Here is a 13177-nt window from a genome sequence, read left to right as displayed (position 1 = left end):
AGCGTATATGGAAAATAAATATGGAATTGTCGGAGTTGCCCATGTCGGGCTTCCGACAAACGATTTACAGAAAACAGTTGAGTTTTATAAGAGTCTTGGATTTGAAGTGATTATGCAGTCTTATAATGAAAAAGCAGGGGAAAAAGTGGCATTTTTACAGATAGAAAATTACTGTATAGAGACTTTTGAAAATGGGCAGGCGGCAATGTCAGACGGTGCATACCAACATGTTGCACTTGATGTGGAAGATATTGAAAGTATGTATCAGAAAATCCGCAATGAAAAATACACAATTATTACAGACGGAATCGAAGAACTACCATTTTGGGAAAATGGTGTGAAGTTTTTTATGATTAAGGGACCAAATGAGGAAAGAATAGAGTTCTGTCAGAAACTCTGATAAAAATAGGAGGGACATATGGGAAGCGAAAACAAAAATGGAAAAGTACCGCTGATCAGTAAGATTGCATATGGGTTTGGTGATGTTGGATGTAATTTCAGCTGGATGTTCGTCAGTAATTTTCTGATGATATTTTATACAGACGTGTTCGGAATCAGTATGGCGGCTGTTTCAGCACTTATGCTTTTTTCAAGATTCTGGGATGCAATCAATGATCCAATCGTTGGGGGACTTACGGATAAAACAAAATCGAGATGGGGACGGTACCGTCCATGGCTGTTAGTAGCGGCACCAATTACAGCGATTCTTCTTGTTATGACATTCTGGGCAAGACCCGACTGGCCGCAGAATGGAAAGATCATTTATATGGTAATTACATATTGTCTGCTGGTTTTGGGGTATACCTGTGTGAATATTCCGTATGGAACCTTGTGTGGTGCTATGACACAGGATATTGATGAACGTGCAAAAATAAATACATCCCGTTCGGTTGCAGCGATGATTGCAATTGGGGTGTTAAATATTATCACAGTTCCACTGCTCAGCAAATTCGGCAGTCATAGTGCAAAGACAGGATATCTGACGGTTGCGGTCATATATGGATGTATTTTTACAGCCTGTCATTTCTTCTGCTTTGCGAAGACGAAAGAGGCAGTGATCACTCCGGAAAAAGAAAAAATTTCTGTAAAGGTTCAGTTGAAAGCAGTCATGCAGAATAGACCATATCTTCTTGCATTGGTAGGACAGATATTGTTTGGATTTACATTATATGGTAGAAACGCAGATATTCTGTATTATTTTACATATGTGGAAGGGAATGCCTCCTACTACACAACTTATTCGATGTGCATCATTATTCCTTCTATCATCGGGGCAGCCTGTTTTCAACCAGTATTCCGCAAGTTGAATAACAAAGGAAGAACAGCATCTCTCTTTGCTTTATTTACAGGAATTTCAATGTTGTCTATGTTTTTCTTCAATGCCAAAGAATCACCAGCTATTTTTTATGCATTATCTGGTCTCACACAGTTTTTCTTCTCTGGATTTAATACCGCAATCTATGCAATTATTCCAGACTGTGTGGAATATGGGGAGTGGAAAACCGGACTTAGAAATGACGGCTTTCAGTATGCATTTATTTCACTTGGAAATAAAATCGGAATGGCAGTTGGAACAGCACTTTTAGCAGGATTACTTGGAAAATATGGTTATATTGCAAATCAGACACAAAATGCAACTGTACTTTCAATTATGAAACATGCATTTACGACGATTCCAGGTGCACTTTGGATTGTGACTGCGGTTGTATTATTTTTCTACCGGTTAAATAAAAAACGTTATAACGAGATTGTGGAGGAACTGAAAAATGGAAGAAAAAGTTGATATCGTGGCATTGGGAGAATTGCTGATTGATTTTACGGAAGCAGGACACAGTCGGGATGGGAGGAAATTGTTCGAACAGAATCCCGGAGGTGCTCCGGCAAATCTTCTAACTGTTGCAAGCCACTTTGGGTATCACACATCTTTTATTGGAAAAGTTGGAAACGATATGCATGGTAAATTTTTAAAGAAGACATTGCAAAAGGAAGGAATCAATACAGATGCTATTGTTGAAGACCCGGGTTATTTTACAACGTTGGCATTTGTGGAAATCGGTGAAAATGGAGAACGAAATTTTTCTTTTGCAAGAAAACCGGGTGCAGATACACAGCTAAAAAAAGAAGAACTGGATCAGACATTAATTTCAGGTTGTAGAGTTTTTCATTTTGGATCATTATCGTTGACAGATGAACCGGCAGAAAGTACAACGATCGAAGCGGTAAAAATGGCAAAAGCAGCGGGTGTACTTATTTCATATGATCCAAATTACCGTCCGTCTCTTTGGAAGAGCAAAGAGGATGCAGTGAAAAAAATGAGATCTGTCATAGAATTGGTAGATGTCATGAAGGTATCGGATGAAGAGAGTATTCTGTTGACAGAGGCGAAAAGTTATGAGCAGGCTGCAGATCAACTCCTTGCCATGGGACCAAAGCTGGTTGCCATTACATTGGGAGAACAGGGAGTTCTTATGGCAACAAAAAGCAGAAAAGAAATCATCAAAGCATTTCAGACACATGCGGTCGACACGACTGGGGCAGGTGATTCATTCTGGGGAGGCGTATTATGCAGTATCCTTTCTATGAATAAGAATGTTGAAAAAATGGAATGGGAAGAAATCAAAAAGTGTGCTGTTTTGGGAAATGCAGTTGCTGGATTGTGTGTGCAAAAGAGAGGGGGAATCCCTGCGATTCCGACGAAAGAGGCGGTGTTTGAATTTATGCAGAAATAATGAATGTATATGAACAAACTCGGGGCTGTAAAAATCCCCCTATTTTTAATAATGATGTTTGATGAATTGGCGTTCCATGCCAAAAGAAATCAATTTTGCAAGAAACAGCAGTCTTGAACTGGCTGGTTTATATAAGGGAGTCAGATTTTTCTTTTTCGCATCTGAGATGCTGTCATCCTGAATGAATAAAGTGTAAATATCTTGTATAGCCATATTACAGTCAGACATCAGTGGAAGAAGATTCTGGTGGATGGTATGGGCTAATTTTTCCTGCTTGGATGGCTTGGAATAGTAAGCGGATATTTTAGGACTGATTTTAGCCTGACCAGTTATCCAGCGGCAAACCAGACCGTTGTCCATTGAAAAATCCTGATTTGCCGGATCATCCATAAAATCTTCAAATAATTCGTATAAAAAATCAGGCTGACTCATCTGATTACTTTCGCTGATATGATTTTTTAAGCAAGTGCTAATAGAAGAAAAATCGCATCGATTCAATAGAAATTCCCCTTTCGTAGTTAAGAGTGAGTATATCTATTATATACACGAACATATATTTGATTGAAGAAAATGCGAATATTTTTAAAGTGATTGTGTCAATTTACAATCAAATTCTATTCAATGTGGTTTTCCGGCAGGTTCTGTAAAATAAGCTCAGATCAAAACAATAACGGGAGAAGCTTATGCAACAGGACATTTAAAATGACGTATACTCTAAGCTCAGTGATCGTTCTGTAGAAACTTGCGAAGCCTACAGGCGTGGGAGAGCCTGCGGGTCTCTCCCTCTTTTGCTTTAAGAAATGATATGCAGAAGAGATGTTATGCCAAATAGGATATTTTCCTCTTATTGGAGGATATAAACATCCTTTTAGGATAAAAAGCAGAAATGGGCAATAAGATAAAAGAATAAAGATTATCTTTAATAACAGTGTTTGCCTGTAAAAGGGGTGTATAAAAATGGATATCAGAATATTGCGATACTTTTTGACTGTAGCCAAAGAACAAAATTTTACGAAAGCCGCAGAACAATTGAATATTACTCAACCAACACTTTCAAGACAGCTTTCTGCATTGGAGGATGAGATTGGAAAAGCCCTTTTTATAAGGGGAAATCGAAGCGTCACACTTACAGAGACAGGGATATTATTAAAAAGACGGGCTTTGGAGATCCTTGATCTGGAAGAGAAAATGATGGATGAGCTAATGGCAAAAGAAGAATTGATAGAAGGTACTATTACAATCGGATGTGGTGAGTTTGCGGCTGTAGAAACATTAGCTGAAATTTGTAAGGTATATAAGGAAAAATATCCAATGGTGCAGATTGCTTTACATACAGCAACAGCAGATTCGGTATATGATATGATGAATCAGGGGTTAGTGGATATTGGATTGTTTATGGAACCGATCAATACAGAAGGCCTGGACTATATCAGAATTCTGGACAGCGATCATTGGGTTGTTGGGATGAAACCAGATGATCCATTAGCATGTAAAGAGTATGTTACAAAAGATGATCTCATAGATAAACCACTCATACTTCCCAGAAGACGAAATGTGCAGAGCGAACTTGCCAATTGGTTTGGAAAGGATTTTAATAAGCTTCACATTTCGTTTATCAGCAATCTTGGAACGAATGCCGGTGTTATGGCAACTCATGGACTGGGATATCCGGTTTCAATAGAAGGTGCTACAAAATATTGGAGAGAGGATTTACTTGTACATAGAAGGCTGTATCCTGAAATAGCTGCAAGTACAGTAATTGCATGGAGAAGAAATATCCCTTATTCACTGGCGATGAATAAGTTTATAGAAGAAATCAATGCCTTTAAGGCATAGAGGATGATTTGATGTAGGCATTAGACATAATATAATAATGAAGATTATAATAAATGTGTAAGGTATGAATGAAAAATACTTTACACATTTTTGTTTGCAAATAAGGAGGATTACCTATGGGAAAAAGATTAGTTGCATTTTTCAGTGCAAGTGGAACAACAAAAAAAGTTGCAGAGATGATTGCATCAGCGGCAGACGCAGATATGTATGAAATCATGCCAAAACAGCCATATTCAAAGGCAGATTTAAACTGGATGGATAAAAAGTCCAGAAGCAGTGTGGAGATGAGTGACAAAAAGTTCAGACCGGAAATATCCGATACAGATGTTTTGGTTGAGCAGTACGATGAGATCATCTTAGGTTTTCCGATCTGGTGGTATGTAGCACCTACAATTATGAATACGTTTTTGGAAAAATATGATTTTACGGGCAAAAAGATTGTGTTGTTTGCAACCTCCGGTGGAAGTGGATTTGGTAATACAGTAAGTGAACTTAAGCCGTCTGCACCGGATGCAGAAATAGTAGAAGGTAAAGTATTTCACAGGGGTGCAAAACAGGAAATCGAAGAATGGGTAAAACAAATTATTTAAACAATATTTTAACAGAGTAAAGAAGGTGTATAAGATGAAAAAGATTGTACAGACAGCAGGGAGAAATTCACTTAATGATTTTTCACCAGAATTTGCACATTTTAATGATGATGTTCTTTTCGGTGAGAACTGGAATAATCAGGATATTGACCTTAAAACCAGAAGTATTATAACGGTGGTTGCATTAATGTCTTCCGGGATAACAGATTCCTCTTTAATCTATCATTTACAGAACGCAAAGGCACATGGTGTGACACAAAAGGAAATTGCAGCAATTATCACTCACGTTGCTTTTTATGCAGGCTGGCCAAAAGGCTGGGCAGTTTTTAATCTGGCAAAGGAGGTATGGCAGCCAGAAGAAGGAGACTTGCCATATGAAGATGAGGCTATGAGAGCACATGCGAAATCAATGGTCTTTCCAATTGGACAGCCAAATGATGCGTTTGCAGAATATTTTGTAGGACAAAGTTATCTGGCTCCGATATCCACAGACCAGGTTGGAATTTTCAATGTAACCTTTGAGCCCGGATGCAGTAAACTGGATTATGTAGCATAAGAGTGTATAGCGTGTCTGTAGTCTGATTTTTGCCATAAATAAGTACAGGATACACAGAGAATAGAAAAGAATGTGTATTCAGTTAAATAAGAAATAGATAGCTGGTATGAGAGAACAAGGAGTCTTTCATACCAGTTTTTTTGTGGAAAAAGGGATAGGTTGCACAGGATCTGCCAGGAGATTTCAGTAGGTTTGGTGAATAGCTTTCTCCCAGAAGTGTGGTATAGTCTTGTGCTTGGAACAGGAAAACTACACAGAAGGGAGACACCGATATGACAGCACAGCCAGATATCATCTGGAATGAGCAATGCTTGGGGATACGGATAGGAGAACAGGTTTGCACCTATCTGAAAAAGCATGATGCGGAATACCAGAGACTGCAAAATAAAATACTGGAACTTACAGAGAGGTATCCAGTAATAGAAACATTTATGGAGTCGAATCAGGCAATCAGTCTAACGACAGAAGAGCATAAGGCAGTGCATCAATATTTCCGACTGGAAAGCGAAAAGGAAATGATAGAAGAACAGTACCATTTTTATATGGGACAGGCTCAAATGATCTCCTATGGAGCAATGCTTGGAAAAATTAAAAAAGCAATATTGGGAAATGATGACGGTGACACAAAGAAACTGCTGGAGTTGCTGCTGGATACCTGGATTGATGAGGTTGAAGATCAGCTGAAAGAAAATACAGTGTACCAGGGAATGCTTGAAAAAATATCGAAATATGAAGAACAGGTTCAGACAATGGGATTATCAAAAGAAAAGCGAAAAACAATAGACAAATACGTTACTGAAGTTAGTGAGAGATGGATATTATATGCGGAATCTTTATATCAGGCTGGCATGCAGAAAATTCTGGAACTATTAAATTTGTAAAAAAGGGACGGATAAAATGGGGAAGCACGAAAGGAACTTCCCCATTTGTCACTTCTATTCATCTTTGCCATCAATGAGAAATATGTATGAAACCTGAAAGATTTCAGCAATGGCTTTTAATTCAAGATCAGTGACATAACGCTTGTTTGTTTCGATTCTGGTGATTACATTTTTATCCATATCGTAACCAGCTAACTGGAGTTTATGGGCAAGATCACGCTGAGACATATTGTGGGTCTTGCGAAGTTCAATCAATCGCTGGCTAATCAGATTCTTCTCACCAGACTGTGTCCTTGGCTTTGGCATCTTAAATCTCTTCCTCTCTGGTAAAAGGATGGCTTGTCTCACTTTTTGCACCATCTGTATTGATTTTAACGATTGGACAAGGTAGAATCGGTTGTAAAAGTGAGACAAGAACAGAAGAGGGAGAAATATATGGAGCAGGTAAAAATAGAACAGTTTGCATTTTTATATTTATGCAGCGAGCATGATAAAAGGCTATTATTTAAGAAAGAAAAAATGCAGTTAGCTGATTTCGACAGGTTGACTTATCTGATTTATCATCTTGGTTTTAAGGAATATCACATAAAAGTTTGGATGGAATTTGCAGGAGACTTTAAAAAAGAATGGGATTGTTTGGAAGCACTTCAGGAAACAGGTGGATGTGCTGTGAGCATAGAAAATACAGAATCAGAGTCCAGATTGCATGAAATGTGGATTAGGGATTTTTGCAAAAATACACCAATGGAAATCAGAGAATGGCTTCGAGAATTAGCTTAAGAAATGTAAATAAAAATATACCCTAACTCATTTTTGTGGTATCATTATTAGTAGAGTTTGTGAAATTTGATTTTGCGGAAACCTGGAGTGATAAGAGATAAGTATAAAAGGAGCATATTGATATGAAGAATAGACGAAAGTTTTCTATTTTTATAAGTTCTACCTATGAAGATCTTAAAAAGGAAAGACAGGCATTGGTAGGTGTGGCACTAGAGAATAATTTTATTCCGGTAGGAATGGAGCAATTTCATGCTGCACCTACAAGTCAATGGAATGTTATAACAAAAATGATTGATGAGTGTGATTTTTATCTTCTTGTTATTGGTGCTAGGTATGGGTCAATTGATGAAGAAACTGGTATAAGTTACACAGAGAAAGAATACAATTATGCAAAAACTAAAGGATTACCAGTACTTGTATTGATTAAACAACCTTCGGCTATTTCTGAAAGTGAAAAGGATACCGGAAATGATAAGTATGATAAAATGAAGAAACTGGATGAGTTTAGAGAAAAAGTCAAAAATGATAAAAATACAGTTGATTTTTTCACAGATTTAAACAGTTTAAAGTATGTGGCATCACCGACATTTAGGAACGCCGTTAACTATGTTGATGATAACGCTGGATGGGTTCGATATCGAGATATAGTGGATATAATTAATGAAGAGGCAGAAGGACGAAATAAAGCAAATACTGAACTTGGAGAACATCAGCAGAAGATGCTAGATGACATGAAAGAGATGTTTTCTCAATTCTATAGTAGACTCACTGACCTAGAAAATAACCAGTTAACCTTGAAAGAAATTCCTACAGCAACAAGTGAAGATATCAAAAAATTGTTCCAGGTTGAAGATAATACGTTAATTATTGGAAATCCAGAAGAAAATAAATCAGTTGTAGGGCTAGATGATGTTGGGAACATTCCAGTGGACTCTGCCTTTTTATTAGTATATGCGGCTGATGGTGATGGGCAAATACTAAAGATACGGACACTTGGTTCACCTACTCAGATTTTTACATCAGGTAAGCAGTTTATGGCTGATAATTCAAAAAGAGAATCTGCGAGATGGGAAGAGGCTTTAGACAGACTTATAGAATGGGGCTGGGTTAAAGCTGTAGGGTATAAAGGTGAAATATTTGAATTGACCGGAACAGGTTATAGCAAAGCTGATTGGTTAAAGAACAATATGGCAATAGATACTTCAAAAGAACCGCTTGACGAGTTAAAAGAGTTTGAAGATTAATAAGAATTAAACTAATACAGTTATGCGTATTTATTTGCAAATATACATGGCTGTATTTTTTATTACGGGCAGGGCTCTTCGGGGTTCTGCCCTTTTTCTTTTTCCAGACCAAAAGACCACCTGCTGGAAAAGAACAAGAAAAACCTGAAAGGATGTGGTGACTTATTATTATAGGAATCGATCATGGATATTATGCCATCAAAACTCCCCATGTGTGTTTCCCGACTGGACTGACCGGGTACGATTATGAGCCGTATACCATGCAAAATGTCCTGCAGTACAATGGGAAATTTTATGTGTGTGGAACTGGGCGGCAGACGCTGGTGAGAAGCAAGACTTCCAATGACAATTATTATCTTTTGACAATGGCAGCCATTGCACAGGAGATCCGCTACCGCCGGGGAGAGAGGAAAACAGATGTGGTTCTGGCAGCCGGCCTCCCACTGGCAAGTTTTGGCAGGGAGAAAAAAGGTTTCCGGGAATATCTGTTTCGGAAAGAGCAGCCTCTGCGTTTCCGGTACGAGGATGAGAGCTATGAGATCCGGATTCAGGATGTAAAACTGTTCCCACAGGGATACTCAGCCCTGGCTCTCCACCCGGAATGTGTTCGGGACGAGCCTTCTGTTCTTCTCGCAGATATCGGTGGCTGGACCGTAGACCTGATGCGGCTGGACAACAGTGTTCCAAATGCCGCTACCTGCCGCAGCCTGGAACTTGGTGTGATCCGGTGTGTGGATGAGATCACCGAGCAGGTACGCAGAAATACCGGACTGTCTGTAACGGATATTCAGATCGAACGTGTTCTGAACGGCCAGAGCTGCAGCATGGACCCGGCCGCAAAAGAAATCATTGTCCGGCAGGGAAGGCTCTACACGGAGAAAATACTGTCTGCAATTATGGAAGCCGGGTTCGATCTGAAGGCAATTCCGTCCGTGATCATGGGCGGCGGAGCCAGCATTCTGAAACGGCACGTGACACCGCAGGACGGGCTGTGTCGGCAGATTTACCTGACAGACGTACACGCCAATGCTTCCGGCTATGAGCGGATTGTGGGGCAGATGTGCGCGAAGTAAAGAGACCCGTTTTCTCGTTCCGCCTGAACCTTGATAACCCAGATCACAAAAAGGCATGGGAGATCCTGCAAAGTGTTCCAGATGGACAGAAGAGCAGCTATCTGGTTCAGGTGATCTTAAAAGATCAGGAAAACAACCAGCTGGAGAAAAGCATCCGGCAGGCAATCCGGGAAGAACTGGCAGGTGTTTCCATTTCTGGCTCCGGGGAGAGTGTTTCAAAAAAGGAAGAAATCCCGTCCCAGATGCTGGATTTTCTCTCCGGGCTTGAGGATGCATTCTGAAAAAGTCAAGTCTTTCCTGGTGATAAAATAGCCAAATTTCAAGCAGTCAAATTAGTATAAATCACGGATTTTTGAAAGGGGTGATGCCTATTGAATGTTATTGGATCTGCATCCTTTGGGAGCTTTTGAGAGCCTCATATTCGTTGGGTATTGTGAATAGCTTTCTGTCACGTTTTAGGGTATGTTGTATGTAGAAAAAAGAAAGGAGAACGAACACAATGGAGATGAAAAACATATGCGGAAAAATCCCGGTAGAGCTGCATGAAAAGCTAAAACTGGAAGTCGAAGAGTTAGGAATCAGCATACCAAAATACCTTGAAATGGTAATCGAAGAACACATGACAAGAAAAGGAGAAAAGGCGAATATGGCAGATTTAAGAACAGTAGCAGTACAGGTAACCGAGGATTTATTTTCCAGACTGAAAGCAGTCCTCGCCAGGAATGGCATGAAACAGAAAGACTTCTTAATCGGGCTTATCGAAGATGCAATCGAAAAAGAAGAAGCCAAATGGAAAGCAGAGTCAGAGGAAGCCGAAGAAACAGAAATGGAAGATCCTGAGACTGCAAAATCAGAACCGGATGAAGAGTCAGTAGAACCTGAAGCAGAAGAGCCTGAGACAGAAGCACTGGAAGCTGAAACAGACGGAGAAATGACAGAACCGGACGAAGCTGAAGCAGATGAAGAGCCGACAGAGCCAGAAAACGAAGAGCCAGCGGAAGCAGAGCCAACAGAACTGGAAACCGAAGAAGCAGAAGAATCTGAGCCAGAGGAAGCGGAATCAGAAGAATAGACATCACAAAACAGAAACCAAGAGACGGAAACGGTGCAGAGAAATCTGCACTGTTTTTTTCGCAGCGAAGGGAGGCTGATAGCCGGAACAATTCGATTTTTTGACCTGTTCAGTGGAATCGGAGGATTCCGAGAAGGGCTGCACAGGGCAGGGGGCTTCACCTGTGTCGGACACTGTGAAGCAGATGCATATGCAGACCACAACTACCGGGTGCTGTTTGATACGGAAGGAGAGTGGTTCTGCAATGACGCAAGAAATATTGAAACAGAACGAATGCCGGACTTTGATCTTTTATGTGCGGGATTTCCTTGCCAGGCATTCTCAATCGCTGGACGAAGGGAAGGATTTGCCGATGCAAGAGGAACCCTTTTCTTTGAAGTTGCCAGACTGGTTGCAGACAAACGACCTGCGTATTTTCTCCTTGAAAACGTACCCGGTCTGCTTTCGCATGACAAAGGGCGGACGTTTCACACCATCCTCAGTACGCTATCTGAACTGGGGTATCATGTCGAATGGAAAGTGCTTAACAGCAAGGATTTCGGAGTCCCCCAGTCAAGGAAGCGGGTGTATATTGTCGGATATCTTGATGGAAGATGTGCCGGAAAAATATTACCTTTCCCAAAAGCAAATGGAACAGCTCTTATACAAGTCCATGCTGGCAAACAGGGAGAAAGAGTCTACGCAGAAGAAGGACTGAGCTGCACGCTGACCAGCGGGTCTGGTGGTATGGGCGGCAAGACCGGATTATACGAAGTCGGTATCCCAATCAAGGAAAACACCCGAAAAGGATACAAGATGGCCTACGAGGGGGACAGCATCGATCTCGGATATCCGGGAATCAACAGTCGCAGGGGGAGAGTCGGGCATGAGATCGCCCATACCCTGACGACCGGAAACCAGCAGGGAACACTGCATTTTGTAGATATCTCCCCTCCGCCGCTGGTGACAGACGTTGCAAGATGTCTGAATACCAGACAGGATTCCAGCATCCATAACCACAGAGGCGAAAGTTCCGGGGTGCTGGTGGAAGAACCGCCAAGGGCAGTGCTGACACCGGCCAAGGAAAAAGTCCGCCAGAATGGAAGAAGGATGAAAGAACCGGAAGAGCCAATGTTCACCATTACGGCAACTGACCGTCATGGAGTGATTTACCACGGCAGAATCCGCAGGCTGACGCCAAGGGAGTGTCTGCGGCTGCAGGGATATCGGGATGGTCAGATTTCCAAGATGGAAAAAGAAACATCGGATAACCAGCTTTACAAGCAGGCCGGTAATGGTGTCACTGTCAATGTCATTGAAGCAATAGGCAGAAATTTGAAAGCAGTAGATGAAGAGATCCAAAGCGGCTCACCTGTTCCAGAAGCGAAGGGTGGGTGAAGCAGATCGACCTAAAAGACCAGTATTTTGGTACAGAGATTGAGATGACAGGTATCAGCCGCTATGATGCGGCTGTTGCGATTGGAAGAATGTTCGGAACAGAGCCATATCATATCCGTTCTTACGATTCCTGGTGTGTAAAAGATTCAGATGGAAAAACGTGGAAATTTTCAAGAGACAGCAGTATCGACTGTGAAAGGCTGGCAAATGGTACTGTAATAGATGCCGATGGAGATTATTCGACAGAAATGGTATCCCCGAAATTGGAATATTCGGAAATGGGGAAACTCCAGGAAGTGGTGCGGTGTGTCAAAAACGCAGGTGCTTTTGTCAATTCATCCTGTGGCATGCATGTCCATGTGGACGCATCCAATCATACACCAAGGAGTCTGAAAAATGCACTGACGATCATGTACTGCAAAGAGGATATTCTGTTCAAAGCCTTAAATGTACAGACGAGAAGGGAAGATGAGTATTGCCAGAAAGTCCGTCCTATGGTATTGGAGAAGATCCGCCGGATGCCAAACAGCACCATCACGATGGAAAAATTCAAAAGGGCATGGTATGAGGGAAATGACGGAAGCTCCGAGCATTACAACTGGACAAGGTATTATGCCTTAAACCTACATGCTGTTTTTTCCAAGGGAACACTGGAATGGCGTTGTTTTGAAAGCACCCTCCATGCAGGAAAAGTCCGGTCGAATATCACACTGGCACTTGCCATATCCGCACAGGCGATCAACCAATCTTGTACCCATGCAAAAAAGACGGAGATCGGGGATAACCCGGCATTTACGTTCCGCACCTTTCTGCTCCGCCTCGGATTGATCGGGGACGAATACAAAAATGTACGGAAGCATCTACTTGCCAATCTGGACGGGGATAAGGCATGGCGGTATGACAAAAGTACCTATGCCTGTCTGCAGAATCCAAGACGGACAGATGATGCGAGATAACAGAATAATGAGAACAGACAGGCCGGGTGGAAACATCCGGCTGTTCTTATGCAAAATGAAGAAAAAGAAGAAAGAGGTAGAAA

14 protein-coding genes and 2 pseudogenes are annotated in these 13177 nt (G+C 41.2%); 14 read left to right on the top strand and 2 right to left on the bottom strand.

The window, feature by feature from the left end:
* Positions 1-7 precede the first annotated feature (7 nt).
* Genes AC04Q4_RS09505 through AC04Q4_RS09495 form a run of 3 tightly spaced genes read left to right on the top strand, consistent with a single transcriptional unit; the run spans position 8 to position 2729 of the window.
* Complete coding sequence (locus AC04Q4_RS09505; protein WP_173736818.1) at positions 8-400, top strand: VOC family protein; 393 nt, start codon at positions 8-10, stop codon at positions 398-400.
* 18 nt (positions 401-418) lie between these two features.
* Positions 419-1783 carry an MFS transporter gene (locus AC04Q4_RS09500; protein WP_117823769.1) on the top strand — a complete coding sequence of 455 codons (1365 nt, stop codon included), beginning with the start codon at positions 419-421 and terminating at the stop codon, positions 1781-1783.
* Positions 1767-2729, top strand: a complete 963-nt coding sequence (locus AC04Q4_RS09495; protein ID WP_195455474.1) for a carbohydrate kinase family protein — start codon at positions 1767-1769, stop codon at positions 2727-2729. Before AC04Q4_RS09500 ends, AC04Q4_RS09495 begins: the two co-directional genes overlap by 17 nt.
* Positions 2730-2780: 51 nt before the next feature.
* Here AC04Q4_RS09495 and AC04Q4_RS09490 read toward each other — a convergent pair.
* Positions 2781-3161 (bottom strand): annotated as a pseudogene (locus AC04Q4_RS09490) (tetratricopeptide repeat protein); the annotation flags it as partial.
* 525 nt (positions 3162-3686) lie between these two features.
* On the opposite strand from AC04Q4_RS09490, the gene AC04Q4_RS09485 reads away from it, so the two are divergent.
* From AC04Q4_RS09485 to AC04Q4_RS09470, 4 genes and pseudogenes are all read left to right on the top strand, one after another.
* A complete protein-coding gene (locus AC04Q4_RS09485) occupies positions 3687-4565 on the top strand; it encodes a LysR family transcriptional regulator (RefSeq protein WP_173757555.1) in 879 nt (292 codons plus the stop codon).
* A gap of 116 nt (positions 4566-4681) precedes the next feature.
* The gene (locus AC04Q4_RS09480) at positions 4682-5155 is read left to right on the top strand and encodes a flavodoxin (protein ID WP_195455476.1); all 474 of its coding nucleotides are present in this window, start codon (positions 4682-4684) and stop codon (positions 5153-5155) included.
* A 34-nt stretch (positions 5156-5189) separates the two neighbouring features.
* Positions 5190-5687: pseudogene (locus AC04Q4_RS09475) on the top strand (carboxymuconolactone decarboxylase family protein); the annotation flags it as partial.
* 296 nt (positions 5688-5983) lie between these two features.
* Positions 5984-6592 (top strand): DUF6664 family protein, encoded by a 609-nt coding sequence (locus AC04Q4_RS09470; protein WP_055147690.1) that lies wholly within the window; start codon positions 5984-5986, stop codon positions 6590-6592.
* Positions 6593-6646: 54 nt separating this feature from the next.
* On the opposite strand, the gene AC04Q4_RS09465 is transcribed toward AC04Q4_RS09470, so the two are convergent.
* The gene (locus AC04Q4_RS09465) at positions 6647-6898 is read right to left on the bottom strand and encodes a helix-turn-helix domain-containing protein (protein WP_117628481.1); all 252 of its coding nucleotides are present in this window, start codon (positions 6896-6898) and stop codon (positions 6647-6649) included.
* Between the two features lie 129 nt (positions 6899-7027).
* On the opposite strand from AC04Q4_RS09465, the gene AC04Q4_RS09460 reads away from it, so the two are divergent.
* The 7 genes from AC04Q4_RS09460 (at position 7028) to AC04Q4_RS09430 (ending at position 13094) form a co-directional block, all read left to right on the top strand.
* The gene (locus tag AC04Q4_RS09460) at positions 7028-7372 is read left to right on the top strand and encodes a hypothetical protein (RefSeq protein WP_015533346.1); all 345 of its coding nucleotides are present in this window, start codon (positions 7028-7030) and stop codon (positions 7370-7372) included.
* A 122-nt stretch (positions 7373-7494) separates the two neighbouring features.
* Complete coding sequence (locus AC04Q4_RS09455) at positions 7495-8616, top strand: DUF4062 domain-containing protein (protein WP_055149049.1); 1122 nt, start codon at positions 7495-7497, stop codon at positions 8614-8616.
* A gap of 164 nt (positions 8617-8780) precedes the next feature.
* Positions 8781-9689, top strand: coding sequence for a ParM/StbA family protein (locus AC04Q4_RS09450; protein ID WP_161208660.1), 909 nt, complete (start codon positions 8781-8783; stop codon positions 9687-9689).
* The gene (locus AC04Q4_RS09445; RefSeq protein WP_006428275.1) at positions 9677-9970 is read left to right on the top strand and encodes a hypothetical protein; all 294 of its coding nucleotides are present in this window, start codon (positions 9677-9679) and stop codon (positions 9968-9970) included. Before AC04Q4_RS09450 ends, AC04Q4_RS09445 begins: the two co-directional genes overlap by 13 nt.
* A 218-nt stretch (positions 9971-10188) precedes the next feature.
* A complete protein-coding gene (locus AC04Q4_RS09440; protein ID WP_015533347.1) occupies positions 10189-10761 on the top strand; it encodes a hypothetical protein in 573 nt (190 codons plus the stop codon).
* Between the two features lie 75 nt (positions 10762-10836).
* Complete coding sequence (dcm, locus tag AC04Q4_RS09435) at positions 10837-12138, top strand: DNA (cytosine-5-)-methyltransferase (RefSeq protein WP_179966521.1); 1302 nt, start codon at positions 10837-10839, stop codon at positions 12136-12138.
* A gap of 5 nt (positions 12139-12143) precedes the next feature.
* On the top strand, positions 12144-13094 hold the full coding sequence (locus AC04Q4_RS09430) for an amidoligase family protein (RefSeq protein ID WP_071849528.1): 951 nt from the start codon (positions 12144-12146) through the stop codon (positions 13092-13094).
* Positions 13095-13177: the final 83 nt, after the last annotated feature.

This window comes from Blautia sp. HA8986 (genome assembly GCF_056504635.1).
This window is presented reverse-complemented; position numbering and strand designations above follow the sequence as displayed.

Coding starts and splice junctions, on each gene's coding strand:
- AC04Q4_RS09505 (WP_173736818.1), top strand. CDS start 8: ATGGAAAATAAATATGGAATTGTCGGAGTTGCCCATGTCGGGCTTCCG.
- AC04Q4_RS09500 (WP_117823769.1), top strand. CDS start 419: ATGGGAAGCGAAAACAAAAATGGAAAAGTACCGCTGATCAGTAAGATT.
- AC04Q4_RS09495 (WP_195455474.1), top strand. CDS start 1,767: ATGGAAGAAAAAGTTGATATCGTGGCATTGGGAGAATTGCTGATTGAT.
- AC04Q4_RS09485 (WP_173757555.1), top strand. CDS start 3,687: ATGGATATCAGAATATTGCGATACTTTTTGACTGTAGCCAAAGAACAA.
- AC04Q4_RS09480 (WP_195455476.1), top strand. CDS start 4,682: ATGGGAAAAAGATTAGTTGCATTTTTCAGTGCAAGTGGAACAACAAAA.
- AC04Q4_RS09470 (WP_055147690.1), top strand. CDS start 5,984: ATGACAGCACAGCCAGATATCATCTGGAATGAGCAATGCTTGGGGATA.
- AC04Q4_RS09465 (WP_117628481.1), bottom strand. CDS start 6,898: ATGCCAAAGCCAAGGACACAGTCTGGTGAGAAGAATCTGATTAGCCAG.
- AC04Q4_RS09460 (WP_015533346.1), top strand. CDS start 7,028: ATGGAGCAGGTAAAAATAGAACAGTTTGCATTTTTATATTTATGCAGC.
- AC04Q4_RS09455 (WP_055149049.1), top strand. CDS start 7,495: ATGAAGAATAGACGAAAGTTTTCTATTTTTATAAGTTCTACCTATGAA.
- AC04Q4_RS09440 (WP_015533347.1), top strand. CDS start 10,189: ATGGAGATGAAAAACATATGCGGAAAAATCCCGGTAGAGCTGCATGAA.